The 26,385-nt window shown below is 68.4% G+C and carries 25 protein-coding genes and 1 tRNA gene; 11 read left to right on the top strand and 15 right to left on the bottom strand.

Features of this window, described 5'->3' with window-relative positions:
• Positions 1-70: 70 nt before the first annotated feature.
• The 3 genes from ACUDCK_RS26620 to ACUDCK_RS26630 all read left to right on the top strand — a co-directional run bounded on the left by ACUDCK_RS26620 (position 71) and on the right by ACUDCK_RS26630 (position 4,021).
• On the top strand, positions 71-1,600 hold the full coding sequence (locus tag ACUDCK_RS26620) for an MFS transporter (RefSeq protein WP_175166988.1): 1,530 nt from the start codon (positions 71-73) through the stop codon (positions 1,598-1,600).
• A gap of 146 nt (positions 1,601-1,746) precedes the next feature.
• Positions 1,747-3,483, top strand: a complete 1,737-nt coding sequence (locus tag ACUDCK_RS26625) for a nitrite/sulfite reductase (protein ID WP_063581628.1) — start codon at positions 1,747-1,749, stop codon at positions 3,481-3,483.
• Positions 3,476-4,021, top strand: coding sequence for a DUF934 domain-containing protein (locus tag ACUDCK_RS26630; RefSeq protein ID WP_054500476.1), 546 nt, complete (start codon positions 3,476-3,478; stop codon positions 4,019-4,021). Before ACUDCK_RS26625 ends, ACUDCK_RS26630 begins: the two co-directional genes overlap by 8 nt.
• A gap of 50 nt (positions 4,022-4,071) precedes the next feature.
• Here ACUDCK_RS26630 and ACUDCK_RS26635 read toward each other — a convergent pair whose 3' ends face one another.
• Positions 4,072-4,875, bottom strand: coding sequence for an IclR family transcriptional regulator (locus tag ACUDCK_RS26635; protein ID WP_054500475.1), 804 nt, complete (start codon positions 4,873-4,875; stop codon positions 4,072-4,074).
• A 102-nt stretch (positions 4,876-4,977) separates the two neighbouring features.
• On the opposite strand from ACUDCK_RS26635, the gene ACUDCK_RS26640 reads away from it, so the two are divergent.
• Genes ACUDCK_RS26640 through ACUDCK_RS26655 form a run of 4 tightly spaced genes read left to right on the top strand, consistent with a single transcriptional unit; the run spans position 4,978 to position 9,081 of the window.
• Positions 4,978-5,967, top strand: a complete 990-nt coding sequence (locus ACUDCK_RS26640; RefSeq protein ID WP_144655667.1) for a Bug family tripartite tricarboxylate transporter substrate binding protein — start codon at positions 4,978-4,980, stop codon at positions 5,965-5,967.
• A gap of 11 nt (positions 5,968-5,978) precedes the next feature.
• On the top strand, positions 5,979-7,484 hold the full coding sequence (locus ACUDCK_RS26645; protein WP_175166987.1) for a class I adenylate-forming enzyme family protein: 1,506 nt from the start codon (positions 5,979-5,981) through the stop codon (positions 7,482-7,484).
• Complete coding sequence (locus tag ACUDCK_RS26650; RefSeq protein ID WP_063588746.1) at positions 7,481-8,269, top strand: citryl-CoA lyase; 789 nt, start codon at positions 7,481-7,483, stop codon at positions 8,267-8,269. The genes ACUDCK_RS26645 and ACUDCK_RS26650 overlap by 4 nt, the downstream gene beginning before the upstream one ends.
• Positions 8,266-9,081, top strand: coding sequence for an SDR family NAD(P)-dependent oxidoreductase (locus ACUDCK_RS26655; RefSeq protein WP_064527334.1), 816 nt, complete (start codon positions 8,266-8,268; stop codon positions 9,079-9,081). Before ACUDCK_RS26650 ends, ACUDCK_RS26655 begins: the two co-directional genes overlap by 4 nt.
• Positions 9,082-9,192: 111 nt before the next feature.
• On the opposite strand, the gene ACUDCK_RS26660 is transcribed toward ACUDCK_RS26655, so the two are convergent.
• Positions 9,193-9,732, bottom strand: a complete 540-nt coding sequence (locus ACUDCK_RS26660; RefSeq protein ID WP_054500471.1) for a 1,2-dihydroxy-3-keto-5-methylthiopentene dioxygenase — start codon at positions 9,730-9,732, stop codon at positions 9,193-9,195.
• A 3-nt stretch (positions 9,733-9,735) separates the two neighbouring features.
• Positions 9,736-10,533 carry a MetQ/NlpA family ABC transporter substrate-binding protein gene (locus ACUDCK_RS26665; RefSeq protein WP_064527335.1) on the bottom strand — a complete coding sequence of 266 codons (798 nt, stop codon included), beginning with the start codon at positions 10,531-10,533 and terminating at the stop codon, positions 9,736-9,738.
• A 180-nt stretch (positions 10,534-10,713) separates the two neighbouring features.
• On the opposite strand from ACUDCK_RS26665, the gene ACUDCK_RS26670 reads away from it, so the two are divergent.
• Positions 10,714-11,787 carry a DUF6817 domain-containing protein gene (locus ACUDCK_RS26670; RefSeq protein WP_064527336.1) on the top strand — a complete coding sequence of 358 codons (1,074 nt, stop codon included), beginning with the start codon at positions 10,714-10,716 and terminating at the stop codon, positions 11,785-11,787.
• Positions 11,788-11,898: 111 nt separating this feature from the next.
• On the opposite strand, the gene ACUDCK_RS26675 is transcribed toward ACUDCK_RS26670, so the two are convergent.
• The 5 genes from ACUDCK_RS26675 to hemA form a co-directional block, all read right to left on the bottom strand.
• Entirely contained in the window at positions 11,899-12,462 is a 564-nt protein-coding gene (locus tag ACUDCK_RS26675) for a UbiX family flavin prenyltransferase (RefSeq protein ID WP_020926056.1), read from the bottom strand.
• A gap of 4 nt (positions 12,463-12,466) precedes the next feature.
• Complete coding sequence (gene grxD / locus ACUDCK_RS26680; protein ID WP_020926055.1) at positions 12,467-12,793, bottom strand: Grx4 family monothiol glutaredoxin; 327 nt, start codon at positions 12,791-12,793, stop codon at positions 12,467-12,469.
• 139 nt (positions 12,794-12,932) lie between these two features.
• Positions 12,933-13,760 (bottom strand): peptide chain release factor N(5)-glutamine methyltransferase, encoded by an 828-nt coding sequence (gene prmC / locus ACUDCK_RS26685; RefSeq protein ID WP_064527337.1) that lies wholly within the window; start codon positions 13,758-13,760, stop codon positions 12,933-12,935.
• A 37-nt stretch (positions 13,761-13,797) separates the two neighbouring features.
• A complete protein-coding gene (prfA, locus tag ACUDCK_RS26690; RefSeq protein WP_049076675.1) occupies positions 13,798-14,880 on the bottom strand; it encodes a peptide chain release factor 1 in 1,083 nt (360 codons plus the stop codon).
• 82 nt (positions 14,881-14,962) lie between these two features.
• Positions 14,963-16,237 carry a glutamyl-tRNA reductase gene (gene hemA / locus ACUDCK_RS26695; protein ID WP_006391699.1) on the bottom strand — a complete coding sequence of 425 codons (1,275 nt, stop codon included), beginning with the start codon at positions 16,235-16,237 and terminating at the stop codon, positions 14,963-14,965.
• A gap of 327 nt (positions 16,238-16,564) precedes the next feature.
• Between hemA and ACUDCK_RS26700 the strand changes: the two genes are divergently transcribed.
• Positions 16,565-16,640: transfer RNA gene (locus ACUDCK_RS26700), tRNA-Phe, on the top strand.
• A 113-nt stretch (positions 16,641-16,753) separates the two neighbouring features.
• Here the strand turns inward: ACUDCK_RS26700 and ACUDCK_RS26705 are convergent.
• Together ACUDCK_RS26705 and ACUDCK_RS26710 are read right to left on the bottom strand one after the other, a co-directional pair.
• A complete protein-coding gene (locus ACUDCK_RS26705) occupies positions 16,754-17,362 on the bottom strand; it encodes a LysE family translocator (protein ID WP_064527338.1) in 609 nt (202 codons plus the stop codon).
• A gap of 78 nt (positions 17,363-17,440) precedes the next feature.
• Entirely contained in the window at positions 17,441-17,917 is a 477-nt protein-coding gene (locus ACUDCK_RS26710; protein WP_049076679.1) for an Lrp/AsnC family transcriptional regulator, read from the bottom strand.
• 194 nt (positions 17,918-18,111) lie between these two features.
• Here ACUDCK_RS26710 and ACUDCK_RS26715 point away from each other — a divergent pair, with 194 nt between their 5' ends.
• Together ACUDCK_RS26715 and ACUDCK_RS26720 are read left to right on the top strand one after the other, a co-directional pair.
• Positions 18,112-18,756 (top strand): LysE family translocator, encoded by a 645-nt coding sequence (locus ACUDCK_RS26715; protein ID WP_081089637.1) that lies wholly within the window; start codon positions 18,112-18,114, stop codon positions 18,754-18,756.
• 22 nt (positions 18,757-18,778) lie between these two features.
• A complete protein-coding gene (locus ACUDCK_RS26720; RefSeq protein WP_054500466.1) occupies positions 18,779-19,678 on the top strand; it encodes an EamA family transporter in 900 nt (299 codons plus the stop codon).
• A gap of 6 nt (positions 19,679-19,684) precedes the next feature.
• Here ACUDCK_RS26720 and ACUDCK_RS26725 read toward each other — a convergent pair whose 3' ends face one another.
• The 5 genes from ACUDCK_RS26725 to ACUDCK_RS26745 form a co-directional block, all read right to left on the bottom strand.
• The gene (locus tag ACUDCK_RS26725; RefSeq protein WP_054500465.1) at positions 19,685-20,668 is read right to left on the bottom strand and encodes a Bug family tripartite tricarboxylate transporter substrate binding protein; all 984 of its coding nucleotides are present in this window, start codon (positions 20,666-20,668) and stop codon (positions 19,685-19,687) included.
• Between the two features lie 112 nt (positions 20,669-20,780).
• The gene (otnI, locus tag ACUDCK_RS26730) at positions 20,781-21,566 is read right to left on the bottom strand and encodes a 2-oxo-tetronate isomerase (RefSeq protein ID WP_054500464.1); all 786 of its coding nucleotides are present in this window, start codon (positions 21,564-21,566) and stop codon (positions 20,781-20,783) included.
• A gap of 73 nt (positions 21,567-21,639) precedes the next feature.
• Complete coding sequence (locus ACUDCK_RS26735; RefSeq protein ID WP_420867703.1) at positions 21,640-23,763, bottom strand: TonB-dependent receptor domain-containing protein; 2,124 nt, start codon at positions 23,761-23,763, stop codon at positions 21,640-21,642.
• Positions 23,764-23,862: 99 nt separating this feature from the next.
• Positions 23,863-24,960: a M14 family metallopeptidase gene (locus tag ACUDCK_RS26740; RefSeq protein WP_175166986.1), complete on the bottom strand. Its 1,098-nt coding sequence runs from the start codon at positions 24,958-24,960 to the stop codon at positions 23,863-23,865.
• Positions 24,960-26,291, bottom strand: a complete 1,332-nt coding sequence (locus ACUDCK_RS26745) for an MFS transporter (protein WP_175143365.1) — start codon at positions 26,289-26,291, stop codon at positions 24,960-24,962. Before ACUDCK_RS26745 ends, ACUDCK_RS26740 begins: the two co-directional genes overlap by 1 nt.
• Positions 26,292-26,385 lie beyond the last annotated feature (94 nt).

Here is a 26,385-nt window from a genome sequence, read left to right on the forward strand (position 1 = left end):
CATTTTTAACAGGCTCCCAGAATGAGGTCCCGCGGCGGATTCCCGCCGCCGACCTCTCGTGAGAACCCCGATGCCGCTTTCGATAGCGCAGAAAAATAGCTTTACGCTGGCCGCCGTCTGCCTGGCCGCCCTGATGTTCGGCCTGGAGATCTCCAGCGTGCCGGTGATCCTGCCCACGCTGGAACAGGCCCTGCACAGCGGCTTCCAGGAACTGCAATGGATCATGAACGCCTACACCATCGCCTGCACCACGGTGTTGATGGCCGCGGGCACGCTGGCCGACCGCTACGGCCGCAAGCGCCTGCTGCTGGCCAGCCTGGCGGTGTTCGGCCTGACCTCCCTGGTCTGCGGCTGGGCGCAGGACACCGGCGTGCTGATCGCCGGCCGCGCGTTGCAGGGCCTGTCCGGCGGCGCCATGCTGATCTGCCAGGTGGCGGTGCTGTCGCACCGCTTCCAGGACGGCGCCGCGCGCGGCCGGGCCTTTGGCGCCTGGGGCATCGCCTTCGGCGTCGGCCTGGGATTCGGCCCCGTCATCGGCTCGGCCATCGTGGCGGTAGCGAGCTGGCAATGGGTGTTCCTGGCGCACGGCCCGCTGGCGTTGATCGCCCTGGGCCTGGCGTGGAAGGGCGTGGACGAATCGCGCGATCCGCGCCAGCGCAAGCTGGACGTGGCCGGCATCGTCTCGCTGTCAGTGGCGGTGTTCGGACTGGCCTGGTTCATCACCCAGGGGCCATCGGCGGGCTTCGCCAGCTTAGCGACCCTCGCCAGCCTGGGCGCGGCCATCGTGGCGCTGATCGTCTTCGTGATCGCCGAACGCCGCTGCGCCGACCCGATGTTCGACTTCGCGGTGTTCCGCATCCGTCGCTTCTCGGGCGCGCTGCTGGCGTCAGCCGCGATGAACTTCAGCTTCTGGCCCTTCATGATCTACCTGCCGCTGTATTTCCAGAACGGCCTGGGCTACGGCGGCCTGGGCACCGGCCTGTCGCTGCTGGCCTACACCCTGCCGACCCTGGTGGCGCCGCCGCTGGGCGAGAAACTGGCGCTGCGCTACCGCCCCGACACGGTGATCCCGGCCGGCCTGTTCGCCATCTGCCTGGGCTTCGCGCTGATGAAATGGGGCAGCGGCGTCGCGCAGGCCAGTTGGCTGACGATGCTGCCTGGCTGCCTGCTGGCCGGCACCGGCCTGGGCCTGATCAACACGCCCGTGACCAACACCACCACGGGCGCGGTGCCCGGCGACCGCGCCGGCATGGCCTCGGGCATCGACATCAGCGTGCGCATGATCAGCCTGTCCATCAATATCGCGCTGATGGGATTCCTGCTGGTCGAAAGCGTCCTGGCGTCGCTGCGCCGCCATTGGCCCCAGGCGCCCGCCGATGCCACGCTGCGCGCCATGGCCGAGGCCCTGTCGGCGGGCAACCTGGGCGATGGCGCCGCGCCCGCCATCCCGGCGGACGTGGCCCGGATCGCGCTGACGCACGGGTTTGGCGATGTCATGCTGTACGGCACGGCGGCCGTCGGCCTGCTGGCGCTGGCCAGCCTGGCCGCCTTCCGGGGCGCCCGGCCGCGTCCCCGGGCCGTCGCCGGGTCCGGCGGCTGAACGCCGCCACGCAGGCATACGCTTATTACCAGAATGACTTAGACGGTCGAAGCAGCTGCCTGTTACGGTTATGAATCCCCCAGTCCCCGCCCACGGCGGGCCACGCTTGCGGGGACCAGACCGAGAAGACTTCAAGGGCAGTAGACATGTACGTGTATGACCCCGTCGACCAGCAGCTCGTCGAGCAGCGCGTGGCGCAGTTCGCCGACCAGACGCGCCGCTTCCTCGATGGCCAGCTCACCGAAGATGAATTCCGCGTCCTGCGCCTGCAGAACGGCCTGTATATCCAGCGCCACGCGCCGATGCTGCGGGTGGCCATTCCCTATGGCATCCTGGCCTCGCGCCAGCTGCGCACCCTGGCGCACATCGCGCGCAAGTGGGACCGCGGCTACGGCCACTTCAGCACGCGCCAGAACATCCAGTTCAACTGGCCCAAGCTGGAAGACGTGCCGGACATCCTGGCCGAACTGGCCACGGTGCAGATGCATGCCATCCAGACCAGCGGCAACTGTATCCGCAACACCACCACCGACCACTTCGCCGGCGTCGCGCCGGACGAGCTGATCGACCCGCTGGTGTGGTGCGAGATCATCCGCCAGTGGTCCACGCTGCACCCCGAATTCGCCTTCCTGCCGCGCAAGTTCAAGATCGCGGTCAGCGGCGCCGTGCAGGACCGCGCGGCGGTCGGCGTGCACGACATCGGCCTGCAGGCGGTCGAGCGCGACGGCAAGCTGGGTTTCCGCGTCTGGGTCGGCGGCGGCATGGGCCGCACGCCCATCGTCGGCAAGCTGATCAACCCCTTCGTCGAATGGCAGGACCTGCTGACCTATCTGCAGGCCGCGCTGCGGGTCTACAACCTGCATGGCCGCCGCGACAACAAGTACAAGGCGCGCATCAAGATCCTGGTGAAGGACCTGACGCCGGAAGTCTATGCGCAGCAGGTGGACGAACAGTGGCAGCTGATCAAGGGCGGCCCCGACACCATCACGCAGGAATTCGTCGACACCATCGCCGCGCGCTTCATCTGGCCGCAATACGATCCGGCCGCGGCCCACGATACCGACAACACGGCGGCGCTGGCCGCCGCCGACAAGCGCTTCGCCCGCTGGCTCCGCACCAACGTGCATGCGCACAAGACGCCGGGCTACGCCGCCGTCACCGTCTCGCTCAAGGCCACCGGCGTGCCGCCGGGCGACATCACCGCCGACCAGATGGACGCGGTGGCCGCGCTGGCCGATGAATACGGCTTCGGCGAACTGCGCGTGTCGCACGAGCAGAACCTGATCCTGGCCGACGTGCGCCGCGCCCGCCTGCACGAGCTGTGGGGCAAGCTCGAAGCGCTGAACCTGGCCACGCCCAACGTCGGCCTGCTGACCAACATCATCGCCTGTCCGGGCGGGGATTTCTGCGCGCTCGCCAATGCCGTGTCGATCCCCGTGGCCGAGGCCATCCAGCGCCAGTTCGACAACCTCGACTACCTGTTCGAGATCGGCGAGCTGGACCTGAACATCTCCGGCTGCATCAACTCCTGCGGCCACCACCACGTCGGCCACATCGGCATCCTGGGGGTCGATAAGGCCGGCGAAGAGTGGTACCAGGTCACCATCGGCGGCCGCCAGAACGGCGCCGCCAAGCCCCTGCCCGACATCGAATCCACAAAGGGCGGCGGCGCCGCCATCGGCCGCATCATCGGCCCCTCGTTCGCCCGCGATCAGGTGCCGGGCGTGGTCGACCGCCTGATCCGCACCTACCTGGGCTTGCGCGACAGCGAGGAAGAACGCTTCATCGACGTGGTGGACCGCGTCGGCATCGATCCCTTCAAGCAAGACGTGTATTCCGACCCCGCCTTTGCCAAGCCCGCCCAGGAGGCCGCCCATGTCTGAGCCCTACGCCCACGACGCGCCCGGCCCGCACCTGATCCGCAACGGCCGGCTGGAAGCCGACAGCGCCCGCCCCTTCGTGCCCGACCCCGAGGTCGCGGCCGACGGCCAGGTGCCGACCGACGAACCCGGCTGGATCGTGCCGCTGGCCACCTGGAAGGCCTCGCACGCCACGCTGCGGCGCCATCGCCATCCGGTCGCGGTCCTGCTGGAACCGGACGCCGACCTGCGCGACCTGCTGGAAGCCGATGGCACGCTCGATCCGGCCGGCATTGCCTTCATCGCGGTGGACTTCCCCGTCTACACCGATGGCCGCGGCTATTCGCTGGCGCAACTGCTGCGCACCCGCTATCACTGGACGGGCGAGCTGCGCGCGGTCGGCGACGTGATGATCGACACCATCCACTACCAGGCGCGCGTCGGCTTCGACAGCTTCCTGGTCAAGCCGGGCCACGACCCGCACAAGGCGCTGGAAGCGTTCAAGACCTTCACGGTGCACTACCAGAAGACCTACCGCGCGCCCGCGCCGGCGCAGGCCTGACGCGCGCAGCCGGCCTCGATGCCATCGAGGCCGGACCGAACCCTTATCGTTCAATCCGCCTCGTCGACCAAGCCGGGCAAGCTCCAGCGCTGGCGCCTGACCTCGTCCTGCCCCAACTGCGTGCGGATCAACTCGGCAATGGCGCGCTGGCGCGGCGCCTGCATGCGGTCGATCAAGCTCGAGACGCTGACCGCCAGCCGCGGATAGCCGCCCGCGTCGCACAACGCCACCCCGACGCCCAGCACGCCCGGCACCGCCGCATTGCCCACCACCGCCCAGCCCCGGTCGCGTGTGTTCTCGGCCAGCCGCCGCATCTGCGCCACCGTCATGCCGCCATAGGCGCGCAAGGCCTGCTCGTTCTGTGCGATCACCTCGTCGGCCTCGGCCGGCGGCAAAGCGCCCAGCAGCGCCAGGCCGGCCGCGCCCACCCCCAGCGGCTGGCGATGGCCGATGGTCACCGCCAGCACCTGCACCGGGTAGTTGCCGACCTCGCGATGCAGGCATAGCGAATCGCCGCCGGCGCGGCAGATCAGGAATGCCGAATCGCCGCTGACGTCGCTGATCTGCCGCAGCACCGGCCGCAGGCCGCGCACCGCTTCGGCGTGCGGATCGCCGGCCATCATCACGCCCAGCTCCGCCATGCGCCAGTGCGGCGCGTCCGGCTCGCGCAGCGCGTAGCCCTCCTGCGCCAGCACATCCAGGTACCGGTAGACGGTCGAGCGTTGCATGCCGGCGGCGCGCGCGATGTCGGTCACGTGCATGCCGGCCGCGCCCGCCTGGCGCAGCACGCCCAACACCCGCAGCCCGCGCCGCAACACCCGAGGGCCGCCGTCGTCGCTTTCCGGTTTGTTCATTTTCTGGACACCTTGCGTTGATGAGGCGCCTATCAAAGCCCAATATGAAGTCGGGCAGGCAAAGATCTGTCCAGATATTAGACAAACAGGACGGAGACAACCATGCAGACATTCAGCAGGCGGCTGGCCGCCAGCGTCGCGGCCCTGGCGGGCGCCATTGCATTCAGCGCGCCAAGCCAGGCTGCCAAACCCTATCCCGAACGCCCGGTGACCCTGGTGGTCGGTTACGCCGCGGGCGGCGCCACCGACATCGTGGCGCGCCTGGTCGCCAAGGCCCTGAACGAGGAACTCGGCCAGACCATCGTGGTGGAGAACAAGACCGGCGCCAACAGCAACATCGGCGCCGAAATCGTCGCGCGCGCCGCGCCCGACGGCTATACGCTCTACGTAGGGTCGATCGCCAACACCATCAACCGCACGCTGTACAGCAAGCTCAACTACGACTTCGTCAAGGACTTCGAGCCGATCGGCCTGCTGGCGACCATCCCCAACATCCTGGTGGTCAACCCCAAGCTGCCGGTCAAGACAGTGCCGGAATACCTGGCCTACGCCAAGGCCCACCCCGGCAAGCTGACCTGCGCCTCGTCGGGCAGCGGCTCGTCCATCCACCTGTCCTGCGAACTGTTCAAGATGCAGACCGGCACCGACATCCTGCACGTGCCCTATCGCGGCAGTGGTCCGGCGGTGGCCGACCTGCTGGGCGGCCAGGTCGATTCCATGTTCGACAACCTGCCCTCGTCATTGCCCCATGTGCAGGCTGGCAAGCTGCGCGCCATCGGCGTCACCTCGCCGCAGCGGCTTCCGGCCGTGCCCGAGGTGCCAACGCTGGCCGAGTCCGGCCTGCCCGGCTTCGACGTCGAATCCTGGTTCGGCCTGATGGCGCCGGCCGGCACGCCGCAACCCGTCATCGAGCGCCTGAACCAGGCCTTGAACAAGGCGCTGGCCAATCCCGCGCTGGTGGCGTCCTACAAACAATCGGGCTTCTACGCGCCGCAGCAACCCAACACGCCCGAGACCTTCGGCAAGAAGATCGCCAGCGAAATCGACAAATGGGGCGAAGTGGTCAAGCGCGCCGACATCAAAGCCAACTGAGGAGCACCAGGGTGTACCCGATAGATTTCTTTTTTCGCGCCGCCGAGCAGTATCCGGACCGCGTGGCGCTGGACGCGCCCGAGGGCCAGGTGACGTATGCGCGGCTGGCCACGGACGTGCGCGCGCTGGCCGCCGCGTTGCAGGACCTGGACCCGGCGCCACAGACCCGCGTCGCCCTGTGCGCGGGCAACACCAGCCGTCATATCCTGGCGCTGCTGGCGGTGCTGGCCAGCGGCAAGATCTGGGTGCCGCTGAACATCCGCAGCACCGCGCGCGAGATCGGGCGCATCCTGGATGCCACCGAGCCGTCCATCGTCATGGTCGACGGTGCCGGCGACGCGCTGGTGGCGGCGGGCGCGCCGCACCGCGTCAGCCTGTCGGCGGACGCCGCGGGCGTTGCCTTCGAGACCCTGCTGCAACGCGGCGCCGGGCGCGAACCGCTGCGCCACGCGTTGCCGCGCGACGCCACCCAGGCAATCAAGTTCACCGGCGGCACCACCGGCCTGCCCAAGGGCGTGATGCAGCCCTATCACGCCTGGAACGCCGCCATCATCAACCAGATCCATAGCTGGGGCCTGACGCACGAGGACCGCTACGTGGTCGCCGCCCCGGTGACGCATGGCACCGGCACCTACCTCTTGCCGGTGCTGGCGCGCGGCGGCGCGCACGTGCTGCTGGACAGCGCCACGCCGGCAGCCATCACCGCCGCCTTCCGCGAGCGCGGCGGCACCCTCAGCTTCATGCCGCCGACGCTGATCTACATGATCATGGCGCAGCCGGGCGTGTCGCGCGCCGATTTCCCCAAGCTGCGCAACCTGATCTACGGCGGCGCGCCCATGCCGCCCGAAAAAATCGAACGCGCCCGCGCCTTCTTCGGCCCGGTGCTGGGCACCACCTACGGCCAGACCGAGGCGCCGCAGATCGTCACGGTGCTGCGCCCCGCCGACCTGGAATCGCCCGACAACCGCGCCTCGGTCGGCCGCGTCACCTGGCTGTCGGACGTCGCCATCATGGACCCGGCCGGCGCGCTGCTGCCGCGCGGCGCCATCGGCGAAGTGGTGGTGCGCGGCGACCTGGTGATGTCGGGCTACTGGCGCCTGCCCGATAAGACCGCCGAGACCATCGTCGACGGCTGGCTGCACACGGGCGACACCGGCCTGATCGATGAACGCGGCTACCTGTTCCTGAAGGACCGCCTGCGCGACGTCATCATCACCGGCGGCTTCAATGTGTATCCCGTGGATGTCGAGAACGCGCTGTCGTCGCATCCGGCCGTCTACGAATGCTCGGTGTTCGGCCTGCCCGACGACAAATGGGGCGAGGCCGTGCACGCCGCGGTGCAACTGCATCCCGGTGTCGCGGCCGACGCCGATGCGCTCAAGGCCCACGTGCGCGCCCTGCTCGGCCCGGTCGCCACGCCCAAGCAGATCCACCTCCACGCCAGCCTGCCGCGCTCGCCCGTCGGCAAGGTGCTCAAGAACGCCGTGCGCGACGCGGCCCTCAAGGAATCCCCATGACCACGCCCGAAACCCGCCTCTGCGCCCATCACCTCACCGGCATGTCGTACCGCGACGTCGACCTGGTGGAAGACCTGATCGGCAAGAAGACCTTCACCGAAGTCATGATCATGCAGATCCTGGGCCGCGAGGCGCGGCCGGTGGACATGCGCATCGTCGACGCGGTGCTGGTGACCCTGATGGAGCATGGCCTCACGCCCAGCGCCATCGCCACCCGCCTGATCTACATGAGCGCGCCCGAAAACCTGCAGGGCGCGGTGGCGTCCGGCCTGATGGCGGTCGGCAGCCAGTTCGTCGGCACCATGGAGAACTGCTCGCGCCTGCTGGACCGCATCCGCCAGGCCGCCGACGGCCGCGCCGAGGCGCTGGCGATCGCGCAGGAATTCCGCGCCAGCCGCCAGGCGCTGCCGGGCTTCGGCCACCACCTGCACAAGCCCGACGACCCGCGTTCGATCAAGCTGCTGGCGCTGGCCGAGGCCGAGCCGGACCTGCCCGGCGATTCGCTCAAGGCGCTGCGGCTGCTGGCGGCGGCGATCGACGAGACCTACGGCAAGCACATCACCATCAACGCCACTGGCGCGGTCGCCGCGCTGCTCAGCGAGATCGGCGTGCCCACCGCGCTGATGCGCGGCTTTGCGGTCATCTCGCGCGCCGCCGGCCTGGTGTCGCACGTGGCCGAGGAGCAGCAGAGCCCGAGCGGCCGATTTATCTGGGAAACCATCGACCACGCCATTCCCTACGTCGGCAAGGGCAAGTCGCACCAGCGCGACGGAGAACCGTCGTGATCCCGCCCGCGCCCGGCGCACGGCTGGCGGGCAAGATCGCGCTGGTGGCCGGCGCCGGTTCCTCGGCTGCCGGCTGGAGCATCGGCAAGGCCAGTTGCGTGACGCTGGCGCGCCAGGGCGCGGCCATCATCGCGCTGGACGCCGACCTGGCGGCGGCCGAGGACGCGGCCCATGAAGTCGAGCGCGCTGGCGGCCAGGCCCTGCCGGTGCAGGCCGACGTGGCCGACGCCGACGCCATGCGGGCCGCAGTGGACGCGGCGCTGGCCCACTACGGCCGCATCGACGTGCTGCAGGCCAACGCCGGCATCGGCAAGGTCGGCGGCCCGGAAGACATCGACCTGGCGGATTGGGATCGCATCCAGCGCGTCAACGTCACCAGCCTGCTGATCGCCACGCGCCTGCTGGCGCCCGTGATGCGCGCGCAGGGCGGCGGCGCCATCGTCACCGTGTCGTCGATCGCCGGCATCCGCTACACCGGTTACCCCCACCTGGCCTACAGCGTCAGCAAGGCCGCGGTGATCCACTTCGCCCGCATGGCGGCGCAGCAGTATGCGGCCGACGGCATTCGCGTGAACACGGTGATCCCGGGCCTGATCGATACGCCGCGCGTCGCGAAGAACGTGGCCGGCATGTTCGCCAAGGACGACCTGGAGGCGGCGCGCAAGGCGCGCGACCGGCAGGTGCCGATGGGCCGCATGGGCACGCCGTGGGAAGTGGCGAACGCGGTGGCGTTCCTGGCGTCGGATGAAGCGTCGTACATCACCGGCACGGAACTGCTGGTGGATGGGGGCCTGACGGGCAAATACGCTTAGAGCGAACCGCAAGGAAGAACGCGGCGGCGCGGCCCGGGCGCGTATCCGGACCGCTTGAGGCGGAGGACACGATCAGGCCGCGTCGTCACTGCACGCCGCGCCCTCGCGCCGTCAGGGCAGCACCGGAAAACGCGCGGCGATCTCGTCGCCCGTGAACCGCGCGACCCAGCCCGCCGGATCATTGAACAGCCGGATACAGGTGAACGCGGGCGCCGAGCCCATGTCGAACCAGTGCGGCAGGCCGGCCGGCACCGAGATCAGGTCGTCCTGCTCGCACAGTACCGCGTAGACGCGGCCGGCGGCATGCAACGTGAACAGGCCGCTGCCGGCAACGAAGAAGCGCACCTCGTCATCGGCGTGCGTGTGCTCGGCCAGGAACTTGCGGCGCAAGGCCTCGCGCTCGGGATGCGCCGGGTCCAGGCTGACCACGTCGACGCTGCGATAGCCGCGCTCGGCCACCAGCCGTTCGATCTCGGGCCGATACGCCGCCAGCACTTCGGCCTGCGGCGCGCCGGGCGTCAGCGGCGCCTGTGCCTGCCAGCGCTCGAAGGTCACCCCGATGGCGGCCAGTTCGCGCCGGATCTCGCCGACCTCATCGATGCGCCGGCCGGCAGCGGGATCGTCCTGCGGATAGATCGTCAGCGTCGACATCGCTTACCAGGAGGTGGAATACGCGCCAGGGAACTTCTGCGCCACGAAGGCCTTCACCTCGTCGGACTGGTAGGCCTTGATGAAGCGCGCGATGCGCGGATCGTTCTTGTTGTCCTCGCGCGCGGCGATGACCACGGCGGCGAACGGCGCATCCTTGCTTTCCAGCACCAGCGCATCCTTGGCGGGCGACAGGCCGGCCGGGATGGCGTAGGCCGAATTCACCGCGGCGGCGTCCACGTCGGCCAGCGAGTGCGGCAGTTGCGCGGCCTCGATCTCGACGAACTTGAGCTTCTTGGGGTTGTCGACCACGTCGAACAGCGAGGCCGTCACGGTCACGCCGTCCTTGAGCTTGATGAGCTTGGCGGCCTGCAGCACCAGCAGCGCGCGGGCGCCGTTGGTCGGGTCGTTGGGGATCGCCACCTTGGCGCCCGGCTGCAGGTCGTCCAGCGACTTCACGCGCTTGGAATAGATGCCCATCTGCTGCACCACGGCCGTGGCCACCGGCACCAGCTTGTAGCCGCGCGCCTTGTTCTGCGATTCCAGGAAGGGCTTGTGCTGGTAGATGTTCAGGTCCAATTCCTTGGCATCGAGCGCGGCGTTGGGCTGGATGAAATCGCTGAACTCGACCAGCCTGACCTTCAGGCCCTGCCTGGCCGCGACCTGCTGCACCACTTCGCCGATCTGGGCGTGCGGGCCGACGGTCACGCCGACTTTCAATTCGGCGTCCTGCGCCATGGCCGGCGCGGCGGCGGCGAATCCGATCAGGGTGGCAAGGGCGGCCAGGGTGTGGCGTAGACGCATGGGAATCTCGGCAATCGAACAAGGGAAGGGAAGCCCCGGATTCTAGTGAGCGTCCTTCAAAACCGGAAGCGATGAATTTTCATATTGATATGCGTATTTCCATATAAGCGCCGCGCCATGACAAGCACGCTTGCGCACGACACAATAGCGGCTGGATTCCAACCCCTTGCCGTCATTGCCATGTCCACCCCCAACGAACTGCATCCGCACGCGCGCGCCCTGCTGGCCGACCACTATGCCGCCGTCGATGCCGACCTGCCCGTCCTGCTCGACCTGCTGTTTGCCCGCAGCGCCGGCGAAGACTGGCACAAGGCCGGCACCTTCAAGCACCACCTGCTGGGCGTCTACCGCACCCTGGCGCTGTGGAACCAGCCGCGCGAAGTGCGGCTGCTGGGCCTGTTCCACAGCGTGTATGGCAACGAATACGTCGACCTGACGCTGTTCGACCGCGAGCGCGAACGCAGCACGCTGCGCGAAGTGCTGGGCGCCGAAGCCGAGGAATGGGTCAGCCTGTTCTGCGCCATGCCGCGCACCCGCTTCGTGCAGGCCATCCTGCAAGGCCAGGGCCAGGGGCCCGAGGGCCTGACGCTGGAAGGCGCCGACGGCCAGGTCTTCACCTTCACGCCGCGCCAGGTCGCCGCCTTCATCGTGGTGTCGGCCGCCGACATCGGCGAACAGTGGCATAGCTGGCAGGACGAGATCTTCGCCGGCTATCCGCAGCAGCAGCGCCGCGACCTCAAGTCGCACTGGGCCGCCTCGCTGTGGCCCGGCCCGCTGAAGCCGCCGTCGAACATCCTGTCGATGCTGTCGCACCTGCTGGCGCCGCTGTCGGCGCTGCCGGCCGATACCGGCATCCCCGTGCCACCCGCGTTCGACCATTGCCGCGCCACGCTCAGCCTGCGCGACGAGGCCGCCGCCAGCGCGCTGTACTGGCAGGTCGTCACGCGCATGCATCCGCAGACCGAAATGGACACCGCGCGCCACATGCTGGAAGCCGCGGTGGCGCACAACCCGTGGGTCGCCGAGCCGCGCCTGCTGCTGGCGCAACTGGCGCTGACCGCCGGCGACTTCGAGGCCGCCGAAGGCCACGCCGCCGCCGGCCTGGCTGCCTTGCAGGCCTGGGGCACCGCCTGGGACAAGCGCATCGAGTGGGCCGGCTGGATGGCCTGGGCCCGCATCGAACTGCAGAACGCCCGCGCGCGCCGCTGGCCGGAGAACCTGGCGGCCCTGAACGGCCTGGGGCTGGTGGAGTGATCGCGGCGCGCTGAACCCCGGCAACCACACGCAAGACAAAACGAACACGCCCCAGGAATCGGTAGATCCCCGGGGCGTTTGACCTTCACGGCCCATAGGCCGCGACGGCGCTTATTTCATGCCTTCCCAGTGCGGACCGGGCACATGGATGTCGAACAGCTCCAGCACCCGGGCCACGGTGTGGTCCACCATCTCTTCGATGCTGGCCGGCCGGTGATAGAACGCCGGCAGCGGCGGGAACACGATGCCGCCCATCTCGGTGACGGCGGTCATGTTGCGCAGGTGCGCCAGGTTGAAGGGCGTCTCGCGCACCATCATCACCAGGCGGCGGCGCTCCTTGAGCGTAACGTCGGCCGCGCGCGTGATGAGGTTGTCGGAAAGGCCATGGGCCACGGCCGCCAGCGTGCGCATCGAGCACGGCACGATGACCATGCCGGCCGTCTGGAACGCGCCGCTGGCCAGCGTGGCGCCCACATCGCGCACGCTGTGCACGTGGTCGGCCAGCGCGTAGACATCATGGCGGCTGACATCGAGTTCGTGCTTGATGTTCAGCACGCCCGAGGCCGACACCACCAGGTGCGTCTCGACGTCGTCCACGCCGCGCAGCGCCTGCAGCATGCGCACCGCGTACAGGGAGCCGGTGGCCCCCGTGATGCCGACGACCAGTCGCCGCATGGAATCAGGCCGTGGCGCCGGATTGCTCCAGCAGGGTCTTGAGCTCGCCCGACTCGTTCATCTCATTCATGATGTCCGAACCGCCGATGAATTCGCCGGCCACGTACAACTGCGGAATGGTGGGCCAATTCGAGAATTCCTTGATGCCCTGGCGGACTTCGTCGTCCTCCAGCACATTCACGGTGACCAGCTTCTTGACGCCACAGCTCTTGAGGATCTGGATGGCCTTGCCGGAAAAGCCGCATTGCGGGAATTGGGCGGTGCCCTTCATGAACAGCACGACGGGGTGCTGGGTCACGGTTTCGCGGATGAATTCTTGAACGTCGCTCATGGTGGTCTCTTGGACAGGAGGCATAACGGAATACGCCAATTATAGGTACAGGCGGGATTTCGTCCCGGATACCCCGGAACCGCCCCGGGGAATCGGCCGGTCGCCGCGCGGCGGCCGGTTACAAATCGCCCGCGCGGCGTCAGCCACGCCCGGGCCAGCGTCCGCCGGAAATGCGCTCGATGCCGGCCAGGTCGCGTCGGCTATGGACATCGCTGAAGCCCGTCGCCGCCAGCAGGCCGCGCACGGCCTCGGCCTGGTCCCAACCGTGCTCCATCCACAGCGCGCCCCCCGCCTTCAGGTGGCGATGGGCGCCGGCCACGATGCGGCGCAGGTCTTCCAGGCCATCGGCGCCGTCGGTCAACGCGCCACGCGGCTCGAAGCGCACGTCGCCCTGCCCCAGGTGCGGATCGTCGCTGGCGACATAGGGCGGGTTGGACACGATCAGGTCAAAGCCCTCGCCTGCCGGCACCGCGTCGTACCAACTGCCCTCGACGAAGCGCACCGAGGCCGTCAGCTCCCAGGCATTGCCCGCGGCCACGGCCAGCGCGGCGGCGCTGACGTCGCTGGCCATCACGCGGGCATCACGGCGCGCCAGGGCGATCGAGATGGCGATGGCGCCGCTGCCCGTGCCCAGGTCCAGCACGGCGGGCGCGGACTGTCCGGCCACGCATTCCAGCGCGGTTTCCACCAGCACCTCGGTGTCCGGGCGCGGGATCAGCACGTCTGGCGTGACGCGGAACATGTGCCCCATGAACTCGCGCTGGCCCAGCAGATAGGCCATCGGCTCGCCGGCCAGGCGGCGCTGCGCCAGCGCCTCGTAGGCCGCAACCGTTTCCGGCGCCAGCGGATCGGTGTCGTGCGCCAGCAGCCAGGCGCGCGGCTTGGCCAGCACGTGCTCGAGCAGCATGCGCACCTCGAGCCGGGGCAGGCGCGTGTCCAGCAACAGGCTCTTGATCTGGGTCGTCATGGTCGAAACGTTCTCGCCGAAGGGGCCGCCCAGCCGCTCAGATATCGTCGCCCAGCGCCGCCAACTGCTCGGCCTGGTGCTCGGCGATCAGGGCGCCGGTCAGCTCCTCCAGATCGCCTTCCATGATCTGCTGCAGCTTGTACAGCGTCAGGTTGATGCGGTGGTCGGTGACGCGGCCCTGCGGGAAGTTGTAGGTGCGGATACGCTCGGAACGGTCGCCGGAACCGATCAGGCTCTTGCGCTCGGCCGCTTCCTTGCTCTGGCGCTCGCGCGTTTCCTTGTCCTTCAGGCGCGCGGCCAGCACCTGCATGGCCTTGTCCTTGTTGCGGTGCTGCGAGCGGTCGTCCTGGCATTCCACCACCAGCCCGGTCGGCAAGTGCGTGATGCGCACGGCCGAATCGGTCTTGTTGATGTGCTGGCCGCCGGCGCCGCTGGCGCGGAAGGTGTCGATGCGCAGGTCGCTCGGGTTGATGACGATCTCCGACATCTCGTCGGCTTCGGCCATGATGGCCACCGTGCAGGCCGAGGTGTGGATGCGGCCCTGCGCCTCGGTGGCGGGCACGCGCTGCACGCGGTGCGCGCCGGACTCGAATTTCAGGCGGCCGTAGGCGCCGTCGCCCTCGATGCGCGCGATCACTTCCTTGTAGCCGCCCAGCTCCGACGGGCTTTCCGACATCAGCTCGACGCGCCAGCCGCGCTGTTCGGCGTAGCGCGTGTACATGCGCAGCAGGTCGCCCGAGAACAGCGCGCTTTCGTCGCCGCCGGTGCCGGCGCGGATTTCCAGGAACACGCTGCGGCCGTCATTGGGGTCGCGCGGCAGCAGCAGCAACTGCAGCGCCGCCTCCAGCGATTCGAGCTTGACGCGGCCGCTCTTGATCTCGTCCTCGGCCATCGCCTTCAGCTCGGGATCGGACAGCATCTCCTGCGCGGTCGCCAGGTCTTCCTCGCCGCGCACGAAGGCGGTGAAGGCCTCGACCACCGGCTCCAGCTCGGCGCGCTCGCGCGAAAGCTTGCGGAAGCGGTCCATGTCGGCCGCGGTCTCCGGTTCGGCCAGCAGCGCGTCCACCTCGATCAGGCGGTGACACAGATGCTCCAGCCGGCTGCGCATGGAAGATTTCATGATGGGAATTCAGCAAGGGAAAACGGAAATGGCGGGCGCCCGCAACGAGCGCCCGCCGCAAGGCGGGGCGGAGGCAGCGCCGCTAACGGCGCGAGTCGCGGCCGGGGAACAGGCGTGGCATCCAGGCAAGCAGCTGCTTGCGGTCCTCGCCTTCGCTGCGGTTCAACGCCGCCAGCGGGCCATGCAGGTATTTCTGGGTCAGGCCGTGGGCCAGCTGCTCGAGCACGGCCTCCGGCGATTCGCCGCGCGCCAGCAGGCGGCGGGCGCGTTCGAGTTCGGCGGCGCTGACATCTTCGGCGGCCTGGTGCAGGTCGCGGATGACGGGCACCACTTCGCGCGATTGCATCCAGTGCATGAAGCCCTGGACGCGGGTTTCGATGATGGCCTCGGCCTGCACCACCGCGGCGCGGCGGGCGTCGGTGCCGGTCTGGACCAGGCGGCCCAGGTCATCGACGGAATACAGGTAGACGTCGTCCAGGCGGCCGACCTCGGGTTCGATGTCGCGCGGCACGGCCAGGTCGATCATCACCATGGGGCGGTGGCGGCGCAGGCGCGTGGCCCGTTCCACCATCCCCAAACCGAGGATGGGCAGGGAGCTGGCCGTACAGGAGACGACCACGTCGAATTCGGACAGGCGGTCGGTCAGGTCCGACAGCTTCATGGTGCTGGCCGAGAACCGGTTGGCCAGCAGCTCGGCGCGTTCGGCCGTGCGATTGGCCACCACCATGCTGCGCGGACGCTGCGCGGCGAAGTGGGTGGCGCACAGCTCGATCATTTCGCCCGCGCCGATGAACAGCGTGCGGGCCTGGTCCAGGTTGCCGAACACGCGTTCGGCCAGGCGCACCGCGGCGGCGGCCATGGACACCGACTGCGCGCCGATGGCGGTCTGCGAGCGGACTTCCTTGGCCACCGAGAAGGTGCGCTGGAACATCTGGTGGAGCAGCGTGCCGAGCGAACCGGCTTCGCCAGCCGCGCGCACGGCGTCCTTCATCTGGCCGACGATCTGGGTTTCGCCCAGCACCATGGAATCGAGCCCGCTGGCCACGCGGAAGGCGTGGCGCACGGCGTCGTCCTGCTGATGACGGTACAGATGCGGGCGCAGCGTGCCGGCATCGAGGCGGTTGTGCTCGGCCAGCCACGCGGGCAACTGGTCGGCCACGTGGCCGTCGGCGGCGCAATAGATTTCGGTGCGGTTGCAGGTCGACAGGATGGCGGCTTCGCGCACCGACCCGCCGAACGCGGAACGCAGGCCTTCCAGCGCCGGCTTGACCAGATCGACGGGCATGGACACGCGTTCGCGAACCGAAACCGGCGCGGACGTGTGATTCAGACCGAAGGCTAGGACAGCTACCGACATGTAAAGGACAAGGCCGTGAGTATTAGAGCTGTGGTCCCCGCAAAGCCCATGCGGTGCAGCGTGCATGTAACAGCGGACCGGCCATGATTATACTCCCGCGGGTTATCCCCACGCCATTTGGCGTCCCGACCGCGACCCTGCGTCGCACCCCTCGCGACCCGTGTCGCCCCGCCACGTGACCTTGCATCGCTCCCATGCAATGGCCGTTTGCGGTAGTATGCGCCCCTTGCCCCTTTCCACGTTGGAAGGCGCCCCGGAAATTCTTCAAACTTTTTTCGAGGCGACTGGCACAAGTCCAAAAAATTGTGTATAGTTGCGGACTTCGTTGGCCTGGTAGCTCAGTTGGTAGAGCAGCGGATTGAAAATCCGCGTGTCGGTGGTTCGATTCCGCCCCAGGCCACCAGAATTAAAAAGCCCGGCTCCTTGGAGTCGGGCTTTTGCATTGCGGGGCCGCCATCGCAGCGCCGGCCGGCGGCCAACGCATCGGCAATGCTCGATGATCAAAACCCACGATGATCAAGACCCCGGCAACGCCGCCCCCATCGCCGCGAACAATCCCCCGCACACCTTGTTGAAGCGCCGCCCCGCGCGCTCCAGCCACGGCCGCACGCGGTGCGCCAGGCGCGCCAACACGTACTCCACCACGAACTCGATGGCCACGAAGGTCGCGGCCATGATCACGAATTGCGTCAACAGGCTGCGCCCCGGATCGATGAATTGCGGCAGGAACGCGCCGTAGAACAGCAGCGCCTTGGGATTGGCGATCGCCGACAAGAAACCCTGGCTGAACATGCGCGTGCCGCGCAGCCGCGACATGTCGGGCGCCGGGCGCAGTTGCACGCCGGGCGAACGCCACAGCTGGATGCCGAGCCAGACCAGATAGGCGCCGCCGGCCCACTTCAGCACCGTCAGCGCCGGCCCCCAGGCCTTGAGCAATGCGCTGATGCCCAGCATCGACAAGGCGATCAGCGCAATGAAGCCGACCGCGCCGCCAGCGATGGTGCACAGCGCCTTGCGATGCCCGTGCAGCGCACCGTGGGTCAGCGCCAGCAAGGTGTTGGGGCCGGGGGTGATCGACAGGCCGATCACGGCAACCAAATAGATGAGCCAGCTATGCAATGCCATGGCGGTGAGACACGGAAAGAGAGGGAGGCGGCCAGTCTAGCGCCGCCGGCGCGGGCCGCGCAATTGCCGGCGAGTCCGCTATGCCTGGCCCGGATGCGTGGTCGGCACCGCCAGTCCGTACTTGACGCGGTTCATCACCACCAGCGTCGAAAAGCGCTTCACGTTGGGGTCGCCCCAGAAGTGGCGCTGCGCGAAGGCGTCGTACTCCGCCATGTCGCGCACGGTCATGGTGACGACGAAATCCACTTCGCCCGTGACCGCCAGGCACTGCATGATCTCCGGCGCGTTGCGCATCGCGCGCTTGAAGGTGTCCAGCTTGTCGGCGCGTTCGCTCTCGAGCGACACCAACACCACCATCATGATGTCGCGCCCCACCGCCGCCGGGTCCACCACCGACACATCGCCCAGCACTGCCCCGGACTCGCGCAGCCGCTTCATGCGCCGCAGGCACGATACCGGCGACAGGTTCACGCGCTCGGCCACCTCCTGGCTGGTGCGCTGGTTGTCTTCCTGCAGGCTTTGCAGGATCTGAAGGTCGAAATCGTCTAGTTCCATGGGGGTCTCGGCGCCGCGGCGGTCCAGGCCGCGCGGGCCTGTAGGCTGATTCTAAACGGGCGCGCCGCACGACCCGCCCCCAAATTCGACGGGAAACTTCATTTGCGCACCGCCGGCTGCAGGAATTAATCACCCGCCTTGCTTACACTGGGAACCCTCTGGCCGCCCTCGCGACCAGGCGCAGCCCGATTCCCATGCCGTCACTCCAGCTTTTCCTGCTCTTCCTGGCCGCCGATGCGGCGTTGAAACTCACTCCCGGCCCGGACATGGCGCTGACGCTGTCGCGAGGCATGACGCAGGGATTCCGGCCGGCGTTCCATAGCGTGCTGGGCAATGTGGCGGCGGGTTTCATCCAGGTGCCGGCCGTGGTGCTGGGACTGGCCTCGGTGCTGCAGGCGTTTCCGACGCTGTTCCTGGCGATCAAGGCGGCGGGCGGCCTGTACCTGGGCTACCTGGGCATCAAGGCCATGCTGCGCTGCGCCCGTGACGCCGACGTGTCCCTGGCCGCGCGGCCCGGCGACGCGCGCGACGCGTTCTGGCAGGGCTTCATGACCAATCTGCTGAACCCGAAGGTGCTGCTGTTCATGATCGCCTTCCTGCCGCAGTTCACCACGCCGGACAACGGCCCGGTCTGGATCCAGATGCTGGTGCTGGGCGTGACCATGAAGGCGTTGAGCCTGCCCTATGGCAGTTGCTTTGCCTACGGCGCGTCGCGCATCCGCGGCTGGGTCGGCCGCAACCCGTGGTTCCTGCGCATGCAGCAAGGACTGCTGGGCGCGATCATGCTGGCACTGGCCCTGTACGTGCTCTACTCCACCGCCCTGACCTTGAACCCCTGATTCTTTCCGCAGACGCAGCACCATGACCGCCGCCACCCTTCCATCCGGACGCGATGCCTCCGCCTCCACCCTGATGCCGACCCTGTCGCTGATCGGCGCCATGGCCTCGCTGTGCATCGGCACGTCGTTCGCCAAGTCGCTGTTTCCCGAGGTGGGCGCGCAAGGCACGACGGCCTATCGCATCGTCATCGGCGCCATCATCCTCATCGCGTTCTGGCGCCCATGGCGCTTTCCGCTGACCGCGCGCAACGCCGCCAAGATCGCGCTGTACGGCGTGACGCTGGCCTGCATGAACCTGCTGTTCTACATGGCGCTGCGCACCCTGCCGCTGGGCGTGGCGATCGCCATCGAGTTCACCGGGCCGCTGACCCTGGCGGTGGTGCTGTCGCGGCGCGCCATCGACTTCGTCTGGATCGCCTGCGCGCTGGCCGGGCTGGTGCTGCTGATCCCGACCGGCCAGTCGATGCACGACCTCGATCCCGTCGGGATCGCTTATGCGCTGGGCGCGGCGGTGTGCTGGGCGCTGTACATCATCTTCGGCAAGATGGCCGGCAACGTGCACGGCGGACAGGCCACGTCGCTGGGCCTGCTGGCGGCCACCATGGTGGCGCTGCCGGTGGGCGCGGCCCACGCCGGCATGGCGCTGCTGGATCCCAAGCTGATCCTTGCCGGCGTGGCGGTCGGCATCCTGTCGAGCGCCCTGCCCTATTCGCTGGAGATGGTGGCGTTGCGGCGCCTGCCGCAAAAGACCTTCGGCGTGCTGCTGAGCATGGAGCCCGCCATGGGCGCGCTGGCCGGCGTCATCGTGCTGAACGAACACCTGTCCGGCACGCAGTGGCTGGCGATCTGCGGCATCATCATCGCCTCGGCCGGCTGCGCCGCCACCGCGCGGCGGCAAAAACGCGCGGCGGCCGAGGGCTAAGACCCGTCAATCCACCGAGATATTCTTCTGGCGGATCACCGCGCCCCAGTTCTCGTATTCACGATGCGCGTAGTCGAAGAAATCGTTCGACGAGCTGCCCATCGGCTCCATGCCCTGCAGCTTGAGCTGCTTGATCACCTCGGGCGACTTCAACGCCGCCTGGATCGCGCCGCTGAGCTTGTCGACCACCGCCTTGGGCGTGCGCGCCGGCGCCACCACGCCCTGCCAGGCGGTCGCTTCCAGCGGCGGGCCGCCGGCCTCGCCAAAGGTGGGCACGTCGGGCAGTTGTTCCGAGCGCGCGTTGGCCGGCACCGCGATGGCGCGCAGCTTGCCCGCCTGGATCAACGGCCGCGCGGCCGCCATGTCGGCCATCATCAGCGGCACCACGCCCGCCGCCACGTCCTGCAAGGCCGGTGGCGTGCCCTTGTAGGGAATCGCCGTGGCCTTGGCGCCGAACATCGACAGGAACAACTCCATCGCCAGATGGTGCGGGCTGCCCACGCCCAGCGACGCATAGCTGGCCTTCTTGTCATCGGCCAGGTACGCCATCACTTCGGGCATGTTCTTCAGATCGGAGGCCGGCGAGGCCACCAGCACGATCGGCAGCGCCACCAGCGTCGAGACCGGTTTCAGGTCCTTCCATGGGTCGTACGGCAATTGCTTGTAGAGCCACGGATTGAGCGCCAGCGTGCTCATGCCGGCGGTCATCAGCGTGTAGCCATCTGGCGCGGCGCGCGCGGTTTCCTGGGCGGCGACGATGGTGGCGGCGCCCGGGCGGTTCTCCACCACCACCGGCTGGCCCAGCGTCTGGCTCACGTGCCTGGCCACGATGCGGGTGGCCAGGTCGCTGCCGCCACCGGCGCTGAACGGCACCAGCCAGCGGATGGGATGCTCGGGGAATTCCCCGGCCAGCGCGGGCGCGGCTTGCGCGGCGAACGCCGCCACGGCCACGGTTGCCAGCGCGCGGCGGATGAAGCCTCTTCTGGACATGGGGTTGTCTCCTGGTATTTTTAATTTAATTAACATATTAACTATATCCCCGGCGCCCGGCGAGCAGCACTGCGTAGGACGATCATGGACGCGGCATCGGCGCGGCGCCGCATCAAGCGCGGGCCGCGGCCAGCCAGCGCAGGCCGGCCGAGGTGCCGGCGGCCGGACGGTACTCGCAGCCGATCCAGCCGCTGTAGTCCAGCTCTCGCAGCACCGAGAAGACCCAGCCGTAATCCAGCTCGCCCCGGTCGGGTTCCTGGCGCAACGGCACGCCGGCGATCTGCAGGTGCCCGACGCGTCCGGTGGGCAGGTACTGGCGCAGCTTGGCGCTGACGTCGCCTTCGACGATCTGGCAGTGGTACAGGTCCATCTGCACCTTCAGGTTGGGCGCGTTGACAGCCTGCACCACCTGGTGGGCCTCGTCCTGCCGATTGAGGAAATAACCGGGAATGTCGCGCGTGTTGATGGGCTCGATCAGCAGCGTCACGCCGGCCGAGCGCGCCTGGCGCGCGGCCCAGTCGAGGTTCTCGCGATAGCAGTCCAGCATTTCAGCGCGCGTGACGCCTTCGGGCATCAGCCCCGCCATCACATGGACCTGGGCGCAGGCCAGCACCGTGGCGTAGCCCAGCGCCTGCTCGATGCCGGCGCGGAATTCGTCCTGGCGCCCCGGCAGCGCGGCCAGCCCGCGCTCGCCGCGCGAGGCCACGCCCGGCGGCGCGTTGAACAGGACTTGCGACACGCCGGCGGCATCCATGCGCTCACGCACGAACGCGGCCGGCGCTTCGTAGGGAAACATGCATTCCACGCCCGCGAAGCCGTCGGCCGCGGCGGCCGCGTAGCGGTCCAGGAACGCATGTTCCGGGTACATCATCGAAAGATTGGCGGCGAATTTCAGCATGGCGGACTCCGGGGCGGGCGGCATGCCTGGAAATTAGCATATCCACCCGTCACGCCCGCCGCGCCGCGATCCCTCAATACGTCATGCGCACTCCAAGCATCACGCTGCGGCCCGGCAGCGGCGCCACCGACGAAATGAACGAGGCATGGTTGTAGGCCAGCTTGTTCAGCAGGTTGGTGCCGCGCAGGAAGACCTCGTAGCCCGTCGCGCCGTACCGGCCGCGATACGCCACCACGGCGTTGACCAGGTTGTAGCCCGGCGTGCTGTTCTCATACGCGGCGATGTCCTTCTGCGAAAACACGCGCGCGTACTCGACGCCGCCCGACCATTGCTGCCATTTCACGTTGCCGCGCAGGCCCGCGCGCGCCGCCGGGATGCGCGGCAGGTTGCCGTCGCCGCCGGTCAGCTTGCCGCGCACGTAATCGCCGAACACCGCCGCCGAGAACACCGGCGTGAACTGGTGCCGCAGCTCGCCTTCCACGCCGGTGAATTCGGCGTCGCGCTGGGTGTACTCGATCAGGCGGAAATCCTCGTAGCGGTCGAGCGTGTCGGCGTAGATGTAGTTCTTAACCTTGTTGTGGAACACGCTGGCCGAGAACGTCGTGTCGCCCGCATGCTTGCGCAGCGTCAGGTCGATGTTGCGCGAGGTCTCGCGGCCCAGGCCGGTATTGCCCAGTTCATAGGTGTTGGTGGCCAGGTGCACGCCGTCGGCGTACAGCTCCTGCGCGGTCGGCAGCCGTTGCGAGCGCGACAGCGACAGGGCCACCGAATACTGTGGCGCGAAGTCCCAGATGGCCGCGGCCGACAGCGAGGTGCCCGACAGGCTGCTGCGCGGCGCGCCGCCGGCGGGCGCGATGCGCTGCCAATCCTGGCGCGCGCCCAGCTCGAAACGCCAGTCGTTCAACTGGTATTCCTCCAGCACGAACAGGCCGTTGGAACGGGTGCGGCTGCGCGGCAGGAACGCTTCCTCGCCGTCGGCGCGGAAGTCGCTGTAGGCATTCTGCAGGCCGATCACGCCGCGCCAGCCAGCCAGCGGCTTGTGCTGCAGCTCGACGCGCAGGTCGTAGCCCTTGTTCTTGAAGCGGGTGCCGACCTGGCCACCCTCGATCTCCTCGTGCTGATAGTCGGTCAGGCCGCCGCGCACGCGAATCTTCTCGAAACCGGCGAACGGATCCTGGTACTCGGCTCGCAGGTCCAGGCGATCGCTGCGCAGTTTCACGTAGGGCACGCCGCCATGCTCGTGGTCATGGTCGTGATCGTGTCCCTCCTCGTCATGATCGTGGTCGTGGCCGCCGCAATGCAGGTGGGTGCCATGCGGATGGCAACCCTCGTATTCGTGATTGTGGCCGGGCAGGCCGTACTTGCTTTCCAGGTGCGTGAATGCCAGGCCCACGTAACCACGCGGGGTGATCCACGACAGGCCGACCGAGCCCTGCGTCGATTCGCTGTAGGAGCCTGCCAGCTTGCCGCCGGGCCAGTCCGGCACGTCGTAGTCGCTGGTACGCCGCTTCATGCCCTCGACCCGCACCGCGAACTGGCCTTCACCGGCGGTGATGCCGATCGCGCCGGCGCGTTCCTTGGTGCCGGTGGCCCCGCGCAGTTCGGCTTCCAGCTCCACGCCTTGCCCGGGCACCGCGGTGGGAATCTTCTTGTCCACCACGTTCACCACGCCACCGATCGCGCCGCCGCCATACAGCAGGGCGGCAGGGCCGCGCAGCACCTCAATGCGTTCGGCCAGCAGGGGCTCGACCGTCACCGCGTGGTCCGGCGAAATGCCGGAGGCGTCCATCACCTCGGAGCCGTCGGACAGCACCTTGACGCGGGGCGCGGTCTGGCCACGGATCACCGGCCGGCTGGCGCCGCCGCCAAAGGTATCGCTGTTCACGCCAGGCAGGCTCTTCAGGGTCTCGCCCAGCGTGCCGGCGCGGCGCTCGACCAGTTCATCGCCTTCAAGCACGGAGGCGGGCAGCATGGTGCTGTTCAGGTCCAGGCCCAGCGGATTGGCGGACACGGTGATCGGCGCCAAGGCGCGCAGCCGCGACCTGTCGGCCTCGGTCTCGGCCTGCGCCAGCGGCGCAGCCAGCATCAGCGAGCAGACCAGCGGCTTGAGCGCCCGTGCGCCGTTCCTGCGCCGCGCCGCCACCGCGCCGCCGCGCTTGCCTCGGGTTCCGTGCGATCCCTGCGTCTTGCCTGTCATCTTTGCCCTCATGGATGTTATATCATTACAAATAGCTGAAGGATGATATAACATTTCGATAACAAAGCAAGCCGATTCCCTGGATCGGCCCTGATTCCCTCAGTCCGCTGCGGCCTGCAGCCCCAGCAAGGCCTGCAATACGGCCACCCGACTTTGCCCCAGCACCGCGCCGTGCCAGTCCGGCTGGTCGCAATAGAACGCGTCCAGCGTCGCCTGCAGGATCTGGTCGCGCACGGCCGCCGGCGCATCGGGATGCGCGCGCAGCCAGTTGCGTGCGCGCAGCGCGTCCACCACCTGTTCCGACGGCTGTGTGCCGTATTCCAGCGCCATCAGCGTCGGCTGCGAGTCCGGGCAGGCCTGATAGGCCAGCCCGGCCAGATGGCCGGTGATGTCCACCGAGGCCGACGTGCCCTGGTAGGGCACGGCGACATCGGTGCCCCACCAGCGGCGCGCGCGCGCCACTTCAGCCTCGTCGCGGCGACCGGCATAGATCTTCTCGCCGTGCCCGCGCGGCCCCAGCCCGGTATGCACGTCGATCCAGCCGATCCGCGCATAACCGGCGGCGTGCTCTTCGAGAATGCGGCGCAGGTTGAGCAGGGACGCGGCCGGGCGGTCGCCGCCATAGAACAGGCCGTCCGGGTGCGTGTACTGCCCGCGGGTCACGGCCTGCTTGAAGGCCGCCAGGCCGTGCTCGCCGATATAGGCGGCAATCTGCTGGCGGTTGGCGTCCGACGGCGGCCATTGCGCCGGCAGCAGCAATTCATGGATCTGTCCGTAGCCGGGGTTGGCCGGCAGGGGCCGCCCATCGAATGGCTGCGCGTTGCGGTTCAGGTCGACGTTGCCCTCGTCGGTGCGCGCGATCCACGAAAAGCCATGCGGGTTCACCGCGTGCACCAGCAGCAGCGCCACGCCGGCCTGGCGCGCGCGCTCCAGCATCTCGGCATCGTCAAGCAACGCCAGTTGGCAGCCCGAGCCACAGAAACCCTCCACGCCGTGGGTCGCGGACGTCATGATCAGCAGCCGCGTGGCGCCGGCATCGCCGATCAGGGCGACATCGGTGGCCAGGTCCTCGCCCTCGCGCCCCTTGGGCTCGATGGCATAGGAGGCGAAACGCGTCGCCAGCGGCCGGGCGGCGGCGGTGAAGCGCTCGCGCGCCAGGGCATAGCTGCGGGAAAAGTAAGGGCTAGCGGATTGCATCAGGCCTCCTGGTTGTCGATATCGTCGCCGGTGCGGTCGCGTATCCAGAACAGCACCACCGTGGAAAGCGCCACCGCCGCCATCAGGTACCAGGCGGGCGCCATGGGATTGCCAGTCACGTGCAGCAGCCAGGTCACGAAGAACTGGGCGAAGCCGCCGAAGACCGAGATCCCCAGGCCGTAAACCACCGACATCCCGGTGGTGCGCACGGCTTTCGGAAACAGTTCGGGCAGCATGGTGATGCCGGGCGCCGATTGCAGCGCCAGCAGTATCGACAGCAGCCCCACCACCAGCATCAGCCGCATGCTGCTCGGCGCGGCCACCAGCCACTGAAAGCACGGCAACAGCACCGCCACCGTCGTCACCCGCGACCAGAAGATAACGCGCTTGCGTCCCGCCCGGTCGGCCAGCATGCCGACCAGCGGCGCGAACAGGAAGCCGACCGCGCCCACCACCACGCTGGCCGACAGCGTCGAGGTCGCCGGCAGGCCGAGTTCGCGATGCGCATACGACGGCATGTAGAAGCCGATGATCTGCGCGCAGACCATGCCGCCGATCATCAGCAGGATGCCCTTGGCGACCTCGCTCTTGTGTTCGGCGAACACGCGGCGCAGCGGTTGGTGGCCAGCCACGCGCGGCCGCCCGACGGCGGGCTCGTCGACATGCAGCGTCTCTTCGAGATTGCGGCGGATGTAGGCGCCCACCGGCACCGTCAGGATGCCGATCACGAACGGCACGCGCCAGCCCCAGGCCTGCATCTGCTCGACGCTGAGCGCGGCGGTCAGCGTGCCCACCACCACGGCGCCCAGCGCCACCCCGAGCGACTGGCTGCCGAATTGCCAACTGGAATAGAAGCCGCGTCGCGACGCAGGCGCGTGCTCGACCAGCAGCGTGGTCGACGCGCCCACTTCGCCGCCGGCGGCAAAGCCTTGGATCAGCCGGGCCAGCACCATCATCACCGGCCCCAACAGCCCCATCTGCGCATGGGTGGGCGCGGCGGCGATCAGCGCACAGCCCAGGCCCATCAGCCACAGTGTCAGCGTCATGGCTGCGCGGCGGCCGTGGCGGTCGGCGTAGGAGCCGATCAGCATCCCACCCACAGGCCGCATGAGGAAGCCCACGCCGAAGGTGGCCGTGGTCAGCAGCAGTTGCCCGTAGCTGGAGGCCGCCGGAAAGAACAGCGGCCCGATGACCAGCATCAGGAAGGTGAATACGGTGAAGTCGAAGAATTCGAGCGCGTTGCCGATGGTGGTGCCGGCGATGACCCGCCGGCGCATGGAAGGTGTATGCAGGCTGCGCGCGCCGGCGCCGGCCGCGATGGCGATAGACATGTTTTCCCCTTGATGTCCGATCTCTGTGCCGGCCCTGTTTCCGGAAGCCGTGGCTAGTGAATATACGGATGGCCGCCGAAACGCAAAAGACAGT

The sequence above is a fragment of the Achromobacter sp. CF-sbj1-Ac2-l genome, assembly GCF_052698165.1.